Origin of the sequence: Wenzhouxiangella sediminis (assembly GCF_003410055.1) — a bacterium.
Classification (GTDB): domain Bacteria; phylum Pseudomonadota; class Gammaproteobacteria; order Xanthomonadales; family Wenzhouxiangellaceae; genus Wenzhouxiangella; species Wenzhouxiangella sediminis.
In genome coordinates, this window is the sequence record NZ_QUZK01000041.1 from 160,065 (window position 1) to 179,078 (window position 19,014).

The 19,014-nt window shown below is 65.9% G+C and carries 14 protein-coding genes; 7 read left to right on the forward strand and 7 right to left on the reverse strand.

Annotation, left to right across the window (positions count from 1 at the left end):
- The 3 genes from DZC52_RS10880 to DZC52_RS10890 form a co-directional block, all read right to left on the reverse strand.
- Positions 1 to 1,092: a strictosidine synthase family protein gene (locus DZC52_RS10880; protein ID WP_116651165.1), complete on the reverse strand. Its 1,092-nt coding sequence runs from the start codon at positions 1,090 to 1,092 to the stop codon at positions 1 to 3.
- Between the two features lie 85 nt (positions 1,093 to 1,177).
- Positions 1,178 to 4,318, reverse strand: a complete 3,141-nt coding sequence (locus tag DZC52_RS10885) for a ligand-binding sensor domain-containing protein (RefSeq protein ID WP_181918906.1) — start codon at positions 4,316 to 4,318, stop codon at positions 1,178 to 1,180.
- 37 nt (positions 4,319 to 4,355) lie between these two features.
- Complete coding sequence (locus tag DZC52_RS10890) at positions 4,356 to 6,422, reverse strand: bifunctional metallophosphatase/5'-nucleotidase (RefSeq protein WP_181918907.1); 2,067 nt, start codon at positions 6,420 to 6,422, stop codon at positions 4,356 to 4,358.
- Between DZC52_RS10890 and DZC52_RS15555 the strand changes: the two genes are divergently transcribed.
- From DZC52_RS15555 to DZC52_RS10905, 4 genes are all read left to right on the forward strand, one after another.
- The gene (locus DZC52_RS15555) at positions 6,421 to 6,567 is read left to right on the forward strand and encodes a hypothetical protein (protein WP_181918908.1); all 147 of its coding nucleotides are present in this window, start codon (positions 6,421 to 6,423) and stop codon (positions 6,565 to 6,567) included. The genes DZC52_RS10890 and DZC52_RS15555 overlap by 2 nt on opposite strands.
- A 95-nt stretch (positions 6,568 to 6,662) precedes the next feature.
- Positions 6,663 to 7,427, forward strand: coding sequence for a hypothetical protein (locus DZC52_RS10895; RefSeq protein WP_181918909.1), 765 nt, complete (start codon positions 6,663 to 6,665; stop codon positions 7,425 to 7,427).
- A gap of 294 nt (positions 7,428 to 7,721) precedes the next feature.
- The gene (locus DZC52_RS10900; protein WP_220338339.1) at positions 7,722 to 7,979 is read left to right on the forward strand and encodes a GlsB/YeaQ/YmgE family stress response membrane protein; all 258 of its coding nucleotides are present in this window, start codon (positions 7,722 to 7,724) and stop codon (positions 7,977 to 7,979) included.
- Between the two features lie 54 nt (positions 7,980 to 8,033).
- The gene (locus DZC52_RS10905) at positions 8,034 to 8,465 is read left to right on the forward strand and encodes a GtrA family protein (protein ID WP_181918910.1); all 432 of its coding nucleotides are present in this window, start codon (positions 8,034 to 8,036) and stop codon (positions 8,463 to 8,465) included.
- A gap of 36 nt (positions 8,466 to 8,501) precedes the next feature.
- Here the strand turns inward: DZC52_RS10905 and DZC52_RS10910 are convergent, their stop codons facing one another.
- From DZC52_RS10910 to DZC52_RS10920, 3 genes are all read right to left on the reverse strand, one after another.
- Entirely contained in the window at positions 8,502 to 9,392 is an 891-nt protein-coding gene (locus tag DZC52_RS10910; RefSeq protein WP_147307668.1) for a hypothetical protein, read from the reverse strand.
- Positions 9,393 to 9,653: 261 nt separating this feature from the next.
- Complete coding sequence (locus DZC52_RS10915) at positions 9,654 to 10,286, reverse strand: DNA-3-methyladenine glycosylase family protein (RefSeq protein WP_116651172.1); 633 nt, start codon at positions 10,284 to 10,286, stop codon at positions 9,654 to 9,656.
- Positions 10,287 to 10,311: 25 nt separating this feature from the next.
- Complete coding sequence (locus tag DZC52_RS10920) at positions 10,312 to 12,369, reverse strand: tetratricopeptide repeat-containing diguanylate cyclase (RefSeq protein WP_181918911.1); 2,058 nt, start codon at positions 12,367 to 12,369, stop codon at positions 10,312 to 10,314.
- A gap of 269 nt (positions 12,370 to 12,638) precedes the next feature.
- Here DZC52_RS10920 and katG point away from each other — a divergent pair, with 269 nt between their 5' ends.
- The 3 genes from katG (at position 12,639) to DZC52_RS10935 (ending at position 17,559) form a co-directional block, all read left to right on the forward strand.
- A complete protein-coding gene (gene katG / locus DZC52_RS10925) occupies positions 12,639 to 14,801 on the forward strand; it encodes a catalase/peroxidase HPI (protein ID WP_116651174.1) in 2,163 nt (720 codons plus the stop codon).
- Between the two features lie 366 nt (positions 14,802 to 15,167).
- Entirely contained in the window at positions 15,168 to 16,577 is a 1,410-nt protein-coding gene (locus DZC52_RS10930) for a DedA family protein (protein ID WP_116651175.1), read from the forward strand.
- Positions 16,578 to 16,731: 154 nt separating this feature from the next.
- Entirely contained in the window at positions 16,732 to 17,559 is an 828-nt protein-coding gene (locus tag DZC52_RS10935) for an alpha/beta hydrolase (RefSeq protein WP_116651218.1), read from the forward strand.
- A gap of 52 nt (positions 17,560 to 17,611) precedes the next feature.
- On the opposite strand, the gene DZC52_RS10940 is transcribed toward DZC52_RS10935, so the two are convergent.
- On the reverse strand, positions 17,612 to 18,985 hold the full coding sequence (locus DZC52_RS10940) for a hypothetical protein (protein ID WP_116651176.1): 1,374 nt from the start codon (positions 18,983 to 18,985) through the stop codon (positions 17,612 to 17,614).
- Positions 18,986 to 19,014 lie beyond the last annotated feature (29 nt).

Here is a 19,014-nt window from a genome sequence, read left to right on the forward strand (position 1 = left end):
TCATCCGGCGCCTTTTCTGCAGACCACCATGTGTGGCTCGAAGACCGAGCCGATCAATATTGTCTGATCACGCGCCGTGGCGACGCTAGCGCCGGAGATCAGCTCGCCGTCGTCGAGGAACAGGGTCTCGATTCTTGGCTCGGGGTGGAGTCGAACGCGCGCGGCCTGCGACGGGGCGAGGACTTCGGCATCGCCGGCATGACGGGTGAAGGTCAGCAGCTTGACGTGGCCACCTAGCAGCAGGTCGCCGTTGTCCGGATCGACTTCGATGTTGTCGACGCCGAAGCCCACGTCGAAACGGCGCAGCTGTTCGAGGCTGCCGTCTTGCAGATCGCGGAGGTAGTCGCGGATGCGGCCGTGGGTAACTTCGGCGACGTACAGTCGCATGCCGTCGGTCGAGAGATTGATCCCGTTGGCATAGCTCAGGCCGTCGGCCACCTCGCGGTATTCGCTGCCGTTGAAGTAGACCACGTTGGCCCGCCCCAGGCGCAGATAGTCCTCCAGGGTGCGTTGCCAGCCCGGCGCGCTGCCGTGATCGTTGGTGAAGTAGAAGCGTTCGTGGTCCACGGCGACGATGTCGTTGGGGCTGATCATCGATTCGTGTGCCAGGGTTTCGCGGTGCACGAGGCGTTGGCCTTGCAGGTCGAAGACCTCCACGGCGTGGGCCGGCCCGGCTGACTTGCCGGGCTGGTCGCCGAACAGTGACTCGCCGGGGTGATTGACCACGAACAGCGTCCCCCGGCCCTCGTCATCGACGAACAGCGAAATGCCGTGCGGCCTGAAGTCCTTCCCGGCGTCGGGGGTCAGGTTGACGGGCGAGTCCATCGAACCGTCGAGCGCCCAGGCGTAGATGCCGCCGGGCCGGACATCGCCGGCGATGGCAGCGCGGCGGTTGAAGCTAGAGACGAGCGCAAGATCGCGCTCCGGGTGCAGCGTGATGTCTTCGGCGCCAGGCACACCGGCGATCCGACGGCATTCGCCGGGGTGGAGATTCTCTACGCTGCGGAACTCGCCGGCATCGACCGCGAGGTAGAGCACGTAGGCGGCAATCAACAGCACCGGCACGCCGATCAGCAGAATCAGTTTGCGCATGGGAAATCATCGCTCGTGTTCGACGAGGATTATGCCCGCCGGTCGGCTTGAGCGCGAATCGAGCCCGGTGCACTCCGCAGGGGCTTCAGCTCGGCGAGGATGACACGGTCTCCAGGAGGCCGCGCTCGATCAGTTCGTCCAGTTCTCGCGTCGACAGCGCTGTTGCGATCTGGTCCTCGCGGGTTTGCGGGCCGGCCACCAGACCGCGCCAGCCGTCCTTGCCGGCCGCCTTGGCCGTGTACAGGGCGTGGTCGGCCAGGTCGATACTGACTTCCCAGCTGTTCGGGCTGCCGGCTTGTTCCAGCAGGGGCCAGGCGGCGTAACCGATGCTGCAGGTGACGCTGACTTCCTCGTCGTTGCTGGTCACCAGGGGCTGCTCGGAAACGGCCCGGCAGATGCGCTCGGCCAGCGCGGCGCCCCTGGCGGGGTCGATGTCGTTGACGACCAGCAGGAACTCTTCGCCGCCCCAGCGCACCAGGATGTCTTCGGCCCGGCAGAACTCGCCCAGGCGCTGGCCGAAGGCCACGAGCACGCGATCGCCCACGGCGTGGCCGCGCTGGTCGTTGATTTGCTTGAAGTCGTCGATGTCGATCATCAGAAACAGCAGCCTCGGCCGCGACCGACGGTCCCGGTTCTTTCGGGCCTTTTCCATCCAGTCGAGAAAGTCCCGCCGGTTCGACAGGCCGGTCAGCGGATCGCGCCGGGTGGCCTGGTCGAGCTTGCGGTTGCTTTGCTGCAGTTCTTCGTTGAGGCGCTGGAGTTCGGCGGTGCGCTCGGCGACCTGCTGGTGCAGCACTTCCACCTGCCGGCGCTTGTTGTGCATGTTGCGCTGCACGCGCCAGACGATCAGGGCCAGCAGCCCGAGCAGGCCGAGCACGTAGAACGCGTAGGCGATCGGGTGGCGCCAGGGCGGGGGCGCCAGCACGATGTCCAGGGCGTGCGCGTTGCGGAACTGGCCGTCGCGGCCGGCCGCCTCGACCTGCAGCCGATAGCTGCCCGCCGAGAGATAGTTGACGGAGAATTCCGCCTCCGGGCCGTGCACCTGCACCCATTCGTCGTGCAGGCCCTCCACACGGTAGCGCAGCCGGGCGGCCCCGGGCGCGTTGAAGTCCAGGGCCACCATGCGCAGCGCGAAAATGCCGTTGTCGTGATCCAGCTGCAGTTTGCGGGCATAGGGCAGGGCGGCGTCGAGCCCGTCGAAGGCGTCCAGTACGCCGATTTGGCGATGCGCGATGGTCAGCCCGTCGATGACCGGCCGCGCCGGCGGGCTCTCGAAAGAGAATTCGCTGCTGGCGACCGAGTCGACGCCGTCCATGCCGCCGAAGTAGAGCATGCCGTCGTCGCCCTGCCAGGCCGCGCCGGCGTTGAATTCCTGGTTGACCAGGCCGTCGCGCCGCCCCAGCTGCTGGACTTGCCCGCTCTCGGGCTCGAGCACGGCCAGGCCCTGGTTGGTGCTCAGCCACATGCGCCCGGCCGGGTCGCGGAGGAGGCGATAGACGACATTGTTGGGCAGACCGTCGGCGGTGGTGATCTGGCGCTGGACGCTGCCTTCGCGGTCGAGCTGCAGCAGGCCGCCGCCGAAGCTGGCCAGCCAGACACGGTCGTCTTCGAGGTGGATGGCCCAGATCGAGCTACTGGAGCGCTCGCGCGAGCCGGCGAAGAAGTGCTCGCTCGACTCGCCCGGGCGGAAACGATACACGCCGTTTTCGTTGCTGCCGACCCAGAGGCTGCCGTCCTCGTCGATGCGCAGCGTGGTCAGGAACGGGTCGCGCAACACATCCGGAACCAGATCAGGTTGCAGCCGGCCGTCGGCCAGCACGGCCAGCCCCGACTGCGTGGTGATCCACAGGCGGCCGCCGTGTTCGACCAGGTCGGTGATGCGCTCGTCGGGGAGCTCGCCCGGAACGACTGGCTCAGGCGCTTCGGGCGGTTGCCAGCGCCAAAGGCCGTGATAGCTGCCGACCCAGTAGCCGTCGCCGGAGGTCTCGGCGGCCAGCGCGAGGATCGGGATGCCGGCCAGCGCTGGCAGCTGCCGCCACGCCTCGCTGCCAGTGGCCCGCACGTACAAACCGTTTTCGGTGCCCAGCAGGCTGAAGCGCTCGTCGCGCCGGACCGCCCAGACGATCTCCTCGGGCCAGGTGATGGGTTCGTCGGAGGCGGGTGCGCCGCTGGCCAGGACGGTTTCCGCCAGCGGCAGCACGCGGTGGAGCCCGTCGGCGAAGGTGCCGATCCAGAGCACGCCGGCACTGTCGCGGAAGATGCGGGTGACCTCGCTGTCGCCGATGTCCATGCGCCAGCGCGTGTACTGCGAGGGCCGGGCCGGATCCCAGGCCAGCACGCCGCCCTTGCTGTCACCGATCAGCAGTCGTCCGTCCGCTTCGGCATAAAGGCTCGAAACCCAGGGCGTGCCGCCATTCGGGCGGATCGGCGGGGAAACGACGGAGATGTTACCGGGACGCACGCGCACCAGCTCGCCGTTCTCGGTCGCCAGCCAGGCCGTGCCGTCCGGCGCCTGGGCCACTGCGTTGCACTCCGGCGAGCCGGGCAGATCCGGTTGCCGTTCGCGGCCGTCGCTGAAGACCAGCCCGCAATCGCGATCGGCGGCCAGCCAGTCGGACTCGCCGAACCGGGCCAGGCCGATCAGGCCGTTGCGGGCGACCAGCCTGGTGACGCGCTGCCCGGCCAGGTCGATGCGGTCGACGCCGGCGGCCGTGGCGACCAGGGCCGACTGCCCCGAAGGCGATGCGGCCACGTCGACCACGCGCAGGTGGGACAGGCCCTGCTCGGTGGCGAAGCGCCAGCGCTCGAGGGTTTCCAGGTCGATGACCTCGATGCCGGCGTCGTTGCTGCCCAGCCACATGCGCTCGTCGCCGTCGACGGCCAGGGCGTCGATGGTGGAGCTGATCAGAGCGTCCGGGGTGTCGGGCCGGTGCGTCAGCACGTCGAAGCGATGGCCGTCGAAGCGGTGCAGGCCCTCCTGCGTGCCGAACCAGAGGAAGCCGTTGCCGTCCTCGGCGATGCTGATCACGCTCGATTGCGACAGGCCGGCATCCAGGCCATAGGACTCCACCGCGAGCGTGCGTTCCGAGGCAACCCCGCTGTCATCGTCGGCTGCAAAAGCGCTGCCGGAAACGACCCAAAGCGCTGCGAGGAGCAATCGTCCGGCCATCATGGCGGGCAGGCCCCGGTCGGGACAGGGGCGTGAGGCGGGTCTTTCGCGATCCAAGCTCAACTCCGGCCTGCGCGGTTGCATGCGCTTCAGTTTACATGCCGGAGATCTCGATCAGCCAGGCCTGCTCGCCCTCGGGCCGGGGCGGAAGCTGGATGGCCTGTTCCGGCGTGGCGTGGAACTCGGCCAGGTAGGCGGCCAGCGCGAACTGCTCGGTGCCGGGGGGCGCGAAGTCGACGTCGATGCCCGGGTAGTCGAGCCCGACGAGGTGGCGTAGCTTGGGGTCTTTCAGTTGCCGGAAGGGATAGCCGTCGCCGCAATGCGTGATCTTGTCGGTCGGCTGACCCGAATCGTGTACGCACTGGGCCAGGAAGTGCAGCGTGATGATGCGCAAGGGCTGGTCCGGGTCGCTCACCCATTCGCCGTCGCTCAGCAGTTGCGTTGTGCTGCCGTCCGGCGCCACCACCGCCAAGTCGCGCACCCGCTCGCCGTTGCTTTCGGCGCCCTGGTTGATGTCGCCCTGGCCCGGTTGAATGGGGCGTCTTGACGGGCGTGAGGCGTCGTAGCGCATCCGCAGGCCGGCAAACTGCGGAAAGTAGCCCGGCGTGGCGCCGGGCTCGATGCCCGAGACGGCGTATTCCATGACGTCGAGCAACTCGCCGGCGGTGACGGTCAGCGCGACCAGCCTGCCGTTGAAGGCCAGCGCGGCTTCGACATCCAGTTGCGAGATCGCGTTGGCCGGGCGAAAGCGATTGGCCGATGGCGGCCTGAGTTGGACGCCGCGGGTATCGCGGCTGCCCGGCGGCACGTTCGCCTCGCCGATCGGGGCGCGAATGCCGCCGCCGTTGCGCACGGCGACCACTGCCTCGGGTTCCTGCCGGCGGGCCAGCCAGAGGCTGGCCTCGGCCCAGAGCCGGCCGAGGTTGGTCTCGCGCGTTCGAAGCATGACCCGGCGTCCGTCCAGGAACTGGTCGGTGTAGCCGAGGACGTTCGATTCCTTGTCCTCGAGAATGCGCCAGAAGGCATCGCGGATGCTCACCACCTGGCTCACGGGCTCGGCGCCGCGCGCTTCGGCCAGCGAGTCCAGGCTGGCCCAGACACCGGCGGTGTCTTCGTCGAGGTGTTCGAGCGAGATGACGCCCTCGGCGTCGAACTGCAGCAGCAAGCGCCCCAGGTAGCGGTAGTCGCCGCCGGTGTTGACCAGCAGCACCGGTTCGTCCAGCGGCGAACGATAGACCAGGGGATAGTCGTCCACGGCCACGTCGCCGGGATGCAGCGGGCGCTTGGAGTCGGCCAGGATGGTGTTGGAGCCCCCGCCGATGATGACGTCCACACGCTCGAGGCGCTCGGCCAGCGCCCGCTCGACGTGCAGCTGCTGCATGTGTGCGGCCAGGATGATGACGTTCACGCCTTGGGCCGCCAGCGCGTCCACTTCATCCTGGATGACGGCCGCCAGCGCGTCCATGTCGTCGGGGTCGCCGGGCCGGATGTCGATCTCGCCGGTGGTCGTGATCTGGTCGAGGCTGGGCGTCGAGGCGCCGACCACGCCGATGCGGCGGCCGTCGACTTTCAGGATCACGGAGCCGGTCAGCCGACCGCTCACCTCAGCGGCCGGCAGTCCGTCGGGGCTGACCCGTTCGGCCAGGAACGGTTCGCTGCCGAAATCCAGGTTGCTCGCCACCCAGGGATAGCGCGCCCCCGGCCAGCCTTGGTCGTCGGGTTGGATGATGCCGGCAAACTCCTCCGGGCCGCCGTCCAGGTCGTGGTTGCCTACGGCGCTGACATCCACGCCCAGGGCATTGGTAAACGCGATCTCGCCGCGGCCCACGCCGGGTGAGCCCACGATTGGCGCCATCTCGGGGTCGTTGCTGGCCTGGTAGAGCGGGCCGGGAATGTAGTTGTCGCCCGAACTGATCAGCACGGTGTGTTCCGGCATTTCCGCGCGAAACGAAGCCGCCAGGGCGGAAAACGCCGCCACGTGATCCAGCGCTCGCGTCCCGCCGCCGTCGACATCGGAGAAGTGCAGCAGCTGCAGCTCGAGCCCTTCCCGGGGCTCGGTGCCGGCATCCGGGGCGATCGGCTTGTGGCTGCAGGCCAGGACAAGGGCGGACAGTGCCAGCGTGATCAGTACGCGCAGGTACGCGCGAGCGGGAGACGTCATGCAGACCTCTTCGAAAAGCGATTTCAGCGGGCCATTCTTCGGCAGCGGGCGGCAGACTGCAAGAGATGATCGACGATGCGGCGCGGAAGCGCATTTCAGCCATGAACCAGCGCTTGAGTATGTGACGCGCGTCACAAATAATTGATTTAATGAGAAGCGTGGCGCTATATTCGGGGTGCGGGATCGGATTTGGGGCCTGGTATGACACTGAGCCATCCGGTCCATCGAGGGAGACACATCATGAATATCCGGAAGAAACTGCTTGTCGCGGCCCTGGCCGCGGCGGTCTGCATGCCCGTTGCCGCCGACGATCACGAGGGCGAAAAGGACCCCATGCTCTTCATCATGGAACTCACCGTCCAGCATGGGCACGGCAAGGCCTTTCGCGACGCGATGACCGCGTACATGGGCTGCTACGAGGAAAACGGGGGAGAGACAGGATGGTCGACCTGGGCACCGGTCGACGGCGAGCCCAACGAGATGTGGGTCGTCTCGAGCATCGACATGTGGTCCGAGCTGGACAACCAGGATGCGGCCGAGGAGACCTGCTGGTCAGAGCATTCGACCGAACTCACCTCGCATGTCTCGAACGCCAATCGTCGGATCTACCGGCGGATGGGCGATTGGAGCGGTGATGCCGAAGGCTACAGCGTGGTCAAGCTGCACAACTTCCGGGTCGACGACGGTGAGGCCTTCCGCGAAGTCGTGGGCGAAATCGTCGACATGATGAAAGACGCCGAATCGGAACACATGGGCACCTGGTACGGCTCGGTGAGCCAGCAGCGCTGGGCGGCCGACTACTTCGTGGTGGAGCACTTCGACAATTTCGCGGCGATGGACGCGGATCGCGACGGGCCCAACGACGTCATGACCGAGGCCCTGGGCGAAGAGGGCGCGTCGGAAGTGTGGGATCGTTTCGACGATGCGCTGGCCGACATGGAGCCGTACTGGAACAACATTCTCCGGCGCGTCGATTCCCTGAGTTACTCGCCCGACGACGAATAGAACGGGAAGGGGAACGGCGCGTCGCAACGCGCCGCTTGCGTAAACAAACGGCCCGGCGCGTCCGGGCCGTTTTCTTGCCCAATCCCGGGCGCTATTCCGGATAACTCACCGAAAAAACCACTCGGGTTTGATGTCAGTGCCTGCGAGATGCCGTCAGCAGGCGCTCTATCGGGCGGGCGCCGTGGCGCTTGATGCGTGGGGCCGCAAGGTGCTTGCATCCGACCGGGCAACAGGATACTTTCGGGACGCGGTTGTCGCTGTCAGGCAATGACCGATACCTCGTGCTTATGGGAGATTGTCATGGAAGGGATTCTGATCTGGTTGCTCGTCGGGGGCATCGCGGGCTGGCTCGCAGGGCTGATCGTCAAGGGCGGCGGTCAGGGCATCGTGATCAACATCGTCGTTGGCATCGTAGGTGCGGTCATTGGCGGCTGGTTGTTCGGTCAACTGGGAGTGGCCATCGGCACCGGCATCATCAACAGCATCATCACGGCCGTGATCGGGGCGGTGATTCTGTTGCTCATCATCGGCTTGATACGAGGGAAAGGCTGAACCGGAGGGCTGCCCATTCCGGTCAGGAGCTCCTGGAATCTGCTCAAGCGCGGCGTGCGCTCGCACAGTTCGCGGGCGACTTTCTTTCGGTTCGCGGTCGTCGGCAGTACGATCGCGCTGATCGATGCCGGCCTTCTGTACCTGCTCAAGGATTTGCCGGGATTCAACGCCTACATCGCCCGGGTGTTTTCCTACACCGCGGCGATGGCGGCCGGCTACGTGCTCAACCGCTATTTCACCTTCCACCACATCGAATCCGGGCGGGTCCTGCTCGATGAGCTGGTGCGCTTCTTCGGCGTGCATGCCCTGGGCGGTGTCCTGAACTTCGGCGTGTTTTCCCTGGTCGTGTTCCTGGGTGAGCGCGCCGAGCTCACGCCTTTCTGGGATGCCGTCATGCCCCTGCTCGGCGTGTGGATCGGCGGCGTGGTGGGCATGAGTTTCAACTTCCTGGTTTCGAGAAAGCTGGTTTTCGACGGCGGGAATTGACCAACACTTGGTCTGCGGCTCTTGCCAGAGGCTCGTCTACCGAGCGGATTGATGATTCAGTTCCGGCTCGTCCTCGATTGCGTGGTCGGGTACGGCATAGAAGATGCCGCGCCTCCATTTCCTGGCCAGCCAGGAAACTTCTTGATGATCCTGCCAGAGGTAGTAGTTGCCGGGCGGCTGGATCCTGATCAGTTCATCGGTATTCTCCAACGCCGGGGTACCCTGCTTCAGGTGGGTCTCGAGCATGCCCACCGTGTGCGCCATGCCTGTTTCGATCAGGGCGACCAGGTCTTCCCGGGGTCGCTCCAGCCAGGCCGCTGCGGCTTCTTCTCGCTCGAGGTCATCGCCGTCTGCCAGCGGCCACAGGAACCGGTAGGTCTGGCTGAATCCTTTCCTGGACGGTGTATAGCCGTCACGCGGAAAGAACTCCCAGACCTCGATGTCGACCAGCAGGCTCCGCATGTCGCTGCTCAACTGTACCCGGGGTTCGATCGTGATCAGCCTGCGCTCGATTTCTCTGTCTTCGGGCGGTCCCGGCGGATCCCACACGACGGGTTCGGCATCGGCGACCAGCCGCTCGGTGATGTCGGCAGACTGAATGCGTGCAGCGAACTGACTGCCGAAGTCATACCCGTCCAGGCGCTCGCGAAGGGGAGCGAGCGCCTTTGTGGCGTCCTCCTTTTTGGCATCCATCATCCCAAAGCCCACCAGGCCCATGGCCAGGCCGCCGCTTGCACCCGCTAGCGCGGCGCCGGTGCCTACAAAAAGCGGATGGGGTCTCCAGGCCTCGCTTTCGATTTCCTGCTGGGTGGCCAGGATGTCGAGGTCGGCATTCCTTCGCGGAAACTCGCCCTCGGTATAACGAGTCGTGGCGCAAGCCGAGAGCAGCAAGCAGGCGGTAAGCGCGGCAACACTGTAGTTTCTCATCGAGATGCTTCCTTGTGCGACGAGCGTTCCGATCGCGAATCCCCCTCGCTTCGGATGTTCGGGCAGGGAGCATCCTCGAGCTCGCCCAGGGCACGGCTGATGACAGGCACGTTATTCGAGTCTGGATTGAATGCTGAAACGCCCCGGGTGCAAGCGTGAACCGAAAAAGCCCCAATGATCCCTTCCGGACGAACGTAGCCGAGAGCTCGAGTCCCCGTCAACTGACGGCAAGGGCTCGCCCTTGCAGGCCGGGCTCCGGGTTCAGCCCATCGGCGCGTTCGAGTAGTAGTGCCAGACCAAGATGGCCGCGGCGCCGCGATACGGTCGCCAGGGCCTGGCCACGGCGTCGGTCTTCTTGCGGTCGGGTCGCTGGCGCATGTTCTTGATGCGGTGTACGCCGGCCTGGATGGCCAGGTCGTCGGCCGGCCACACGTCGGGACGCCCGAGCGAGAAGAGCAGGAACATCTCCGCGCTCCAGCGCCCGAAGCCCTTCAGGCGGGTGATCTGCGCCATGACTTCTTCGTCGGGCAAATCGACCAGCGCCGCCGGCACCAGCGAGCCTTCGAGCACGGCCTGTGACAGTCCCCGTGCATAGCCGATCTTCTGCCTGGAAAGCCCCAGGGCCCGAAGCTCCTCGTCGCTCATCGCCAGCAGGCGCTCGGGCCGGAAGTCGCGCTCGAGGGCAGCCTCGACCCGCCCGAAGATGGTCGCGGCTGCCTTCACCGACAGTTGCTGTCCGACAATGATTCGCAGGAAGTGCTCGTAACTGGGCTCGCCCATTCTGCGTTCTTCCGGATAGCCGACCGTGGCAAGAGCGGAGGCCAGGTGCTTGTCCCGCCCGGCGAGTTCGTCGAGCGCGGTGCGAAGGTGGTCGGCGGTCAGTTGGAATTCCATGTCGGGGTTTGCGCTTTGTCGGTGTTCAGTGTTCCAGGCGTCTCCTGGCCAGCGCGCCGCGCGCGACCAGGGCTTCGATGTCGAGCGAGCCCTCGAATATCTTCGGGTCGTCGACTCGCCTTTCAAACCCGGCCCAGCCGTTGCGGCCGGAATCCTTGGCTTCGTAGAGTGCGGCGTCGGCGATCTTGAGCGCGAGGTCGAAGGCGGCCTGCGGGTCGTCGGCGTCCAGGTCGACCGGCGCGACGCCCATCGAGCAGGTGATCGAGAGACTGCGTCCGCCGGTCATGAACTCGGTGGCGCGGACGCGGTCGGCGAGGTTGCGGCAGCGATCGGCGGCCTCGGTCATGCGCGCTGCGGGAATCAACCAAAGGAACTCCTCGCCGCCCCATCGGGCCAATATGTCATCCGGCCCGGCCACTTGGCGCAGGGTTTCGGCAAAGCGGGCCAGCACGCGATCGCCGACCGGATGGCCGAAGGTGTCGTTGATGCCCTTGAATCGGTCGAGGTCGATCAGCACCAGCAGCGCCGGGGAATCGACCAGGGCGTCGGGCAGTGCGGACACCAGCAACTGCCGCACAAAGCGGCGGTTGCCCAGGCTCGTCAGTTCGTCCTCGATGCTGTGCCGCTGCAGCTGGATGTGGCTTTCCTCCAGCGCCCTGTGTTGTTGGTCGATCTCCGCGTTCTTCTCGGCCAGCAGCCGATTGGCTCGTGTTCGCAATTGCAGCAGGCGCAGCAGCAGGAGCAGGATCAGCGCGAGCGCGACCACGCCCGTCGTCAGCAGGGTTCGCAGGTGCTGCTGCCGAGTCTGCGCGGCTTCGATCGAGGCCAGGCGCGTTTCGCTGGCCAGGCGTTCACGCTCGGATTCGGCCAGTTCGCGCTCCTTGCGCTCCAGGTCGAAGGCGCCCTGGAGTTCGGCGACGCGCGCCTGGGCGTCGGCCGAGGCGATTTCCTCGCTCAGCTCGCGATACTCGCGCATCATCGCCAGGGCTTCGGGGTAGCGGCCGAGTTGCTCCAGGTTCTCGACCAGGACCGGATAGAGTTCGAGGCGCTTGGGTTTGATGTCGGCCTGGCGATAGGCGGCCATGGATTCCTGCAGCACCGTGTCGGCCTCCTCGCGGCGACCGAGCTGGATCAGGGTCTCGCCCATGTTCTTGAGGGTGATGGCCATCGAGCCGGTGTCGCCCTCGGCGCGGTCGATTGCCACCGCGCGCCGGAAATGGGTCAGGGCTTCTTCGAGGCGTCCCTGCTCCCGGACGACGTAGCCCAGGTTGCTGACGACCGCGGCACTGGGCCGGCCCTGCGCCTCGCCGATGGCTATGGCGGTCTCCAGGACTTCGGTTGCTTCTTCGGGCTGGTCCTGTTCGATCAGCGCCGCTGCAAGATTGGAATACAGGCCGGTGATCTGGGGATCGTCCGGGGCGGTCTTGTCGAGGGCGAGTCGCGTGAACTCCACGGCCTGGTCCCAGTCCTCGAGATAGATGGACAGCCCGCCGATGTTGCGCAGCAGGTTGGCCGACGGACCGGCTTCGGTCTGCTCGAACAGCCGGAAGGCCGCCAGCATCGTGCCCAGGGCTTCGTCGAGCTTGCCCTGCTGGGCGAGCGCCACCCCCAGGGAGTTCTTGAGGTCGGCCTGGACTGCGGTGTCGTCCTCCCGGTGTTCGGCCGCGGCCCGGCGAAAGAGCGATTCGGCGACATCGAAGCGACCGCGCCAGAGGTTGAGATTGCCGTAGGCGCGATGCAGCTTCGAGCGCAGCTCGCCCGCGGAGAGGGTATCCGCCAACTCCTGGTAGGCGGGGCCGGCCTGGTCTTCGATATCCAACCTGGACGCCGCGTGAGCGGCCGCTATGGTCTCGATCAGCGCCCGGGCGCGCAACTCGGGAGTTTGCTCGGGGTCGGCGAACAGTTCGGCGGCCCGTGGAAGGGCGGCCTCGAAGTCGCTGTCGAGCGACTCGGCCAGGGCTCCGAGCGTGGCGGCATGCTCGTCTGCGGCCGCATCGGGCCCGGACTGTCCTGATTGCGGAGCGGCTGCAACGGTCTGAACCAGGAAAAGCAAGAGGGCGGTGACGACAGGAAGGAAATTCATGGCTGCTGGCTCCGGTAGTTTCGCCACCGGCAGGTCGCCATTCGCCCGGGGCGGTTTGGCGTCGTTCGATGTGCAAGGCACCGAGTCTACCCGAACCGGGCTGCATCGAACCTTCGAGGCCGATTTCGTCATTTCCGATGGCTATGGGAGTCATCCGTTCTTTGCATGGGGCTTGCGTCTGCAGTCCTGTATATTAGGGATCACTAATTGAGTGGCGGCGGTGATCGAGCTGTTCCGCCACACGTGAACCCGAAACCGGAGAATCGAAGATGGCGAACGAAGGCAAGTGCCCCGTGATGCACGGTGGCAACACGGCTAGCGGCAATTCCAACATGGACTGGTGGCCCAAGACCCTGAACCTGGACATCCTGCACCAGCACGACACGAAGACCGATCCGCTGGGTCGGGACTTCGACTACCGCAAGGAGCTCGAGAAGCTCGATGTCGATGCGTTGAAGAAGGATCTTGCCGATCTGATGACCGATTCCCAGGACTGGTGGCCGGCCGACTGGGGCCATTATGGCGGCCTGATGATCCGTATGGCCTGGCACGCGGCCGGCACCTACCGCGTGGCCGACGGCCGCGGCGGCGGCAACACCGGCAACCAGCGCTTCGCGCCGATCAACAGCTGGCCCGACAACGCCAACCTCGACAAGGCGCGCCGCCTGCTGTGGCCGATCAAGAAGAAGTACGGCAACAAGATTTCCTGGGCCGACCTGATCATCCTGGCCGGCAACGTGGCCTACGAGTCGATGGGCTTCAAGACCTTCGGCTTCTCGTTTGGCCGCGAAGACATCTGGCATCCGGAGATCGACACTTACTGGGGCTCGGAGAAGGAATGGCTGGCGCCGAGTGACAACCCGGAAAGCCGCTACTCCGGTGATCGCGAATCGCTCGAGAACCCGCTCGCGGCGGTCATGATGGGCCTGATTTACGTCAATCCCGAGGGCGTCGACGGCAACCCCGATCCGCTCAAGACGGCCATGGACATGCGCGTGACCTTCGAGCGCATGGCGATGAACGACGAGGAAACCGTCGCCCTGACTGCCGGCGGCCATACCGTAGGCAAGTGCCACGGCAACGGCGACGCGGCCAATCTCGGTCCCGAACCGGAAGCCGCCGACGTCGAAGAGCAGGGCCTGGGCTGGAACAACCATGTCACACGCGGCATCGGCCGCGACACCGTCACCAGCGGTATCGAAGGCGCCTGGACCACGCATCCGACCCAGTGGGACAACGGCTACTTCGCCCTGCTGCTCAACCACGAATGGGAGCTGAAGAAGAGCCCCGCCGGCGCCTGGCAGTATGAGCCGGTCGATATCGCCGAAGGGGACATGCCGGTCGACGCCGAGGATCCCTCAATCCGCGTCATGCCGATCATGACCGACGCCGACATGGCGCTGAAGGTCGATCCGGAGTATCGCAAGATCTCCGAGAAGCTCTACAACAATCCCGAGTACTTCGACGAAGTGTTTGCACGCGCATGGTTCAAGCTCACTCATCGTGACCTGGGCCCCAAATCGCGCTACATCGGTCCGGAAGTGCCCGACGAAGACCTGATCTGGCAGGATCCGGTGCCGGCCGGCAGCACCGACTACGACGTCGATGCCGCCAAGGCGAAGATCGCCGATTCAGGCCTTTCGATCGGCGAGATGGTTGCCACCGCCTGGGACAGCGCGCGGACCTTCCGCGGTTCGGACTATCGCGGCGGCGCCAACGGCGCGCGCATTCGCCTCGCGCCCCAGAAGGACTGGCAAGGCAACGAGCCCGAGCGCCTGGGCCGGGTGCTGTCGGTGTACGAGAAGATCGCCGCCGACACCGGTGCCAGCATGGCCGACGTGATCGTGCTCGGCGGCAGCGTGGGCATCGAGCAGGCCGCAAAGGCGGCCGGTCACGACGTCAGGGTGCCGTTCGACCCGGGGCGCGGCGATGCCACCGACGAGCAAACGGACGCCGACTCCTTCCAGTACCTCGAGCCCCTGGCCGATGGCTACCGCAACTGGCAGAAGAAGGACTATGTCGTCAGCCTCGAGGAAATGATGCTCGACCATACGCAGCTGCTGGGCCTGACCGCTCCGGAAATGACGGTGCTCGTCGGCGGAATGCGCATGCTCGGCACCAATCACGGCGGCACAAAGCATGGCGTGTTCACCGACCGGGAAGGGCAGTTGACCAACGATTTCTTCGTCAACCTGACCGATATGTCGAACCGCTGGGTGCCCAAGGGTGACAACCTCTATGAACTGCGTGATCGCAAGACAGACGAGGTCAAGTGGACGGCAAGCCGTGCCGACCTGGTGTTCGGTTCGAACTCGATCCTGCGTTCCTATGCCGAGCTCTATGCCCAGGACGACAATCAGGAGAAGTTCGTCAAGGACTTCATCGCCGCTTGGACGAAGGTGATGAACGCCGATCGGTTCGATCTGACCTGATTGCCCCCTGGGAAGTAGACGTTCCACCCGCAACCCCGGCGCCGGCAATGGCGCCGGGGTTTTTTTATGTCAGCCAGTGACGAAACGCCGCAACCATCACGCGCCTGCCGCTTCGTGGCTGCTCTTATGCATGCTCGGGTGGCTTGACCAGGCCCGCACGATCGAAGCCGATCTTGTCCAGGATCGACAGCAGGCCTGAGCGCCACACGTCGCAGAATCGCTCTGTCATGAGTGCGGCGGATATACTGCCTGCAGGGGGCGATTCTGGGCGGCGTTCCCTCACGACCCATTCGGGAACGCCCGGGCACTTTTGGCGATCCCCGCTGTCCGGGAGGGGACGCACCGCAACGCGGCAAAGCTGGACTCATGGAAAAACTGCTCCAACCGCTGTTCGAGTTGCCCGCGCTGACGGTCTACATCCTGATCGGGGTGTTGTGCTGGACCGAAGCCGCCTTCTTCCTGGGATTCGTGACGCCGGGGGAACTGGCGGTGGTCACCGGCGGGATACTGGCCTCGCGCGGGCAGATCGAGCTGGATGTGCTGCTCGGCGTCGTGCTGGCCGCGACGGTGGCGGGCAACGCCACCGGCTTCTATCTGGGCCGGCGCTTCGGCGGGCGCATGCTGGGCTGGGAGCCGCTGCAGCGACTGTTCGGTCACTCCATCCGCCGGACGCAGGACTTCATGTTCCGCCGCGGCGAGTGGGCGATCGTGCTCAGCCGGGTGTCCACGCCCACGCGCGTGATCGTGCCCTTCCTCGCCGGCGCCTCGGAAGTGCCCTATCGCCGTTTCGTGCTGCTCGACATTCCGGCCAGCCTGGTCTGGGCGCTGGTCTGGAGCGTACTCGGCTACGTGCTCGGCGAGTCCTGGGACGTGATCAAGGAGGTCAGCGGCACCGCCGCGCTGCTGGTGCTGATCCTTTTTCTCACCGCCGTGATCATCCGCTGGGTGGCCGCGCGTGTGGCGGCCAACCGCCGTCGGGTGCAGGCGCTGGGCCGCCTGACGCTGCGAGCGACGGGCACGCGGGGCATCGCCCGCGCGCTGGCGCCGGGCTTTCGTTGGCTGAGCCGGCGCTTCGATCCGCGTCTGGCCCGCGGCCTGAGCCTGACTGTCTGCTTCCTGGCCCTGATGGCTGCCGTCGGCGGCGTCGGCCTGGTGTTCAGCCAGACCCAGGCCGTGCAGGGCCTGGCGCTGATCGACTTTCCCGTGCTCGAGTGGATGGGCAACACGCGCACCGAGCAGGCCGTTGAAATCGCCCGGACCGGCCTGTTCGCCTTCCACTGGCCGGGTGTGTTCATCGTGGCCGTGCCGCTGATGGCCGTCGGGCTCTGGAGCCGCGGATGGCTGGCGGCGCTCGCCATCGGCGTGGGCGTCGTCGGTGCCGCCGGGGGCGCCTATTTCCTGGACCGTTTCGTGCTCGAGGGGCACGTGCCCAACGCGGAGTTCCCCTCGGTGTCGGTTGCCGCGGCGGCCGCCATGCTGGTCCACGCCACGGCACTGGCGGCCCGGTCGCTGGACTGGGCCGGCGGTGTCGCCAGCGCGGCCGTGGGCCTGTTCGTGCTGTGCACGGTCGGCCTGGCCACGCTGGTGGCCGGCTGGGCGGCCCCTTCGGGTATCGCCCTGGGCCTGGCGCTGGGGGTCGCCTGGGCGAGCGCGCTCGAATTGCCCGGCACGGCCCTGCGCCGCAAGCCCGTCTCCCCGGAAGACGATCGCGGCGATCCCGAGGCTGATCCCGGTTCCGACGACGACAAGCGAAAGCCGGATGCACCGGCCTCCTAGACCCGGTTTGCGGAGGAGCTCGGCCGGCAAAGTGCCGTGTGTCTCATAGTCCAGCGATACGAGGACGAGTTTTTCACGACCGATCGAAATGCCCAAGCGGGGAATCAATCCTCTCGTGCTAGTTTGGCTGCTGGTTTCCTCGACGATCAATGACATGAAAACGAATCCGTTTCGCTACGGCGCACTGCTCCTTCTGTTTATCGGCATCCATGCCCTGGCCGGCGAGAACGCCGGAGAGCTGGCGATCGGCGAGACTTTCACGCTGCACTCCGAGCAGCTCGAAGAAGAGCGCCGGATCAACGTGTTCCAGCCCACGGTCTACGGCGAAGCCGTGGCAACGCCCCTGCCCGTGCTGTACATGCTCGACGGGGGGATCGACGAGGACTTTCTGCATATCGCCGGCCTGCTGCAGGTTTTCGTTTCCAACGGTAGCGTCCGGCCGCTGCTGCTCGTGGGCATCGAGAACACCGAGCGCCGCCGCGACATGACCGGGCCGAGCGACGATCCGCAGGACCAGGCGATAGCCGAGCACATCGGCGGCGCGGCGGCCTTCCGGAGTTTTCTGCGCGACGAATTGATCGAGACGATCGAAAGCCGTTATGACGTGACGCCCGAGCGGGCCATCATCGGCGAGTCACTGGCCGGGCTTTTCGTGGTCGAAACGCTGGCAAACGAACCCGGCCTGTTCGATACCTACATCGCCGTCGACCCCAGCGTGTGGTGGAACCAGTACGACCTGACCGGTCGCATTGCGCAATCCCTGCAGCAAGAATCGGCCGCCGAACGCCGGCTGTTCGTGGCCGCAAGCGAAGAGGCCAGCAGCGCCGAACGCTTCCAGGCTTTCATCGTGCAGGTCGAGCAGGCGTCGAGTCGAATGACCTTCGAGTACGCGCCGATGCCGCAGGAGTCGCATGCCACGCTGTTTCATCCGGCGGCGATGAAAGCCTTCCGTACGATGTTTTCCGCCAGCGCAGAAGACTGATGTCCTGACCGCACAACCAAGTCCGCAAGCGACCGTTGGAGCCGGGAATCTGTCACGAACTCCCCGCAGAACGATGGAGTTCGGGCGGCAACGGAACAGACCAGTACTCGCCGCGCGTCGTGTCGTAGAGCGGGACGCGAAGGGTGCGTCCTTCGGGGCCGAACTCGATATCGCGCGCCGGGCTCTTGAGCTCGTCGGGTCGGGCGGCGAGCAGTTCTGCGGGTGAACGGCCCTCGTCGGCGTGGCGGCGCATCCAGGCCAGGGTGCCGAGAACGCGAAGCTTGGTGCCGTAGTCCTGAAGGCGGTGGCGGTAACCCGTGAAGACGGGGTTCTGCGCGACGCCGTTGACCATGCAGCCAATCGGGTTACCGACGCAGGCGAAGCGCCACATCCCGCGGGGCGCCGGTTGCGATGATTCGCGGCGGTCGGCCAGCAGTCGCTCGCGCTCGCTGGATGCACACATGGCGTGGTAGCTTTTTGCCACGGCGCCCAGGGTTGCCTCGCCGTCGTAGAACATCGACCAGGCCAGTTGCTCGAAGAAACCGCCTTCGCTCGCGGTTTCCGGCAAGTGCCTGGAAACGGAAGCCATGATGCCGAAATCGCTCTTCAGTGCCCGGCACAGGGACAGATCATCGATGCCCGGAGCGACCAGGGCCTCCCCGCAGGGTTCGGGCAGGGGGGTGCCGGCCGGCAGTTCGGACAGCATGTCGGCGAGCGTATGGCCGTACTGGTCGGTTGCCGCCTCGGCGCCGATCAATCGAGTGATCAGGTTGTCGGCATTAGCGCCCAGGCGTCGCCAGGTGGCGATCTCTCGGCACGTGGCGGCAAGCGCCTGGTTGGTATCGCCCTGTGCGAAGCGCAATGCATGCCGGGTTCTCGGCAGGAAGACGCTCTGATAGTTCGGGTTGAGCATGCCCAGCTTGTGGGGTAGTTCCGAGCGCACGTAGTCGTATTCGTGCAGTCGCCCGACGCGCTCGAGCAATTCGTCGTGGCGGTCGATCAGGGCGGCGTAGGCGTCCAGGTCTTCACGCACCCGGTCGAGGCAAGTCTCGCCCCTGCCCCTGCAGAACATCTCGCGATCCGCGCCTTTCGGGCTCAGGTCGGGATAGTCGCGGGCGGCCGAGACGAACGTCGACAGATCGTCATCGTCGGGGCCGGGCACCGGTGGAATGTCCGAGGCCCGATCGACATCCTCGGCCATGACGGAGTCGATCTCGTCGAACGGCACGTCCCGGTCGATCATCCACAGAAGGGAAAAAGCGTTGTCGCCGGAGCGTTCGGGCTGGTGCTCCATCGCGGCAATCGCCTCGCGTTGCGCTTCGGTCGGGTAGATGGCACGGGATACGGCCCAGGCGATCGCCAGCACGACGAACAGGAAAAGCAGGGAAAGAAACCCCCACTTCATGACGCTCTTGAGTCGATTCATGAATCTGCCAAGCGGTGGAAGCCGGGCCT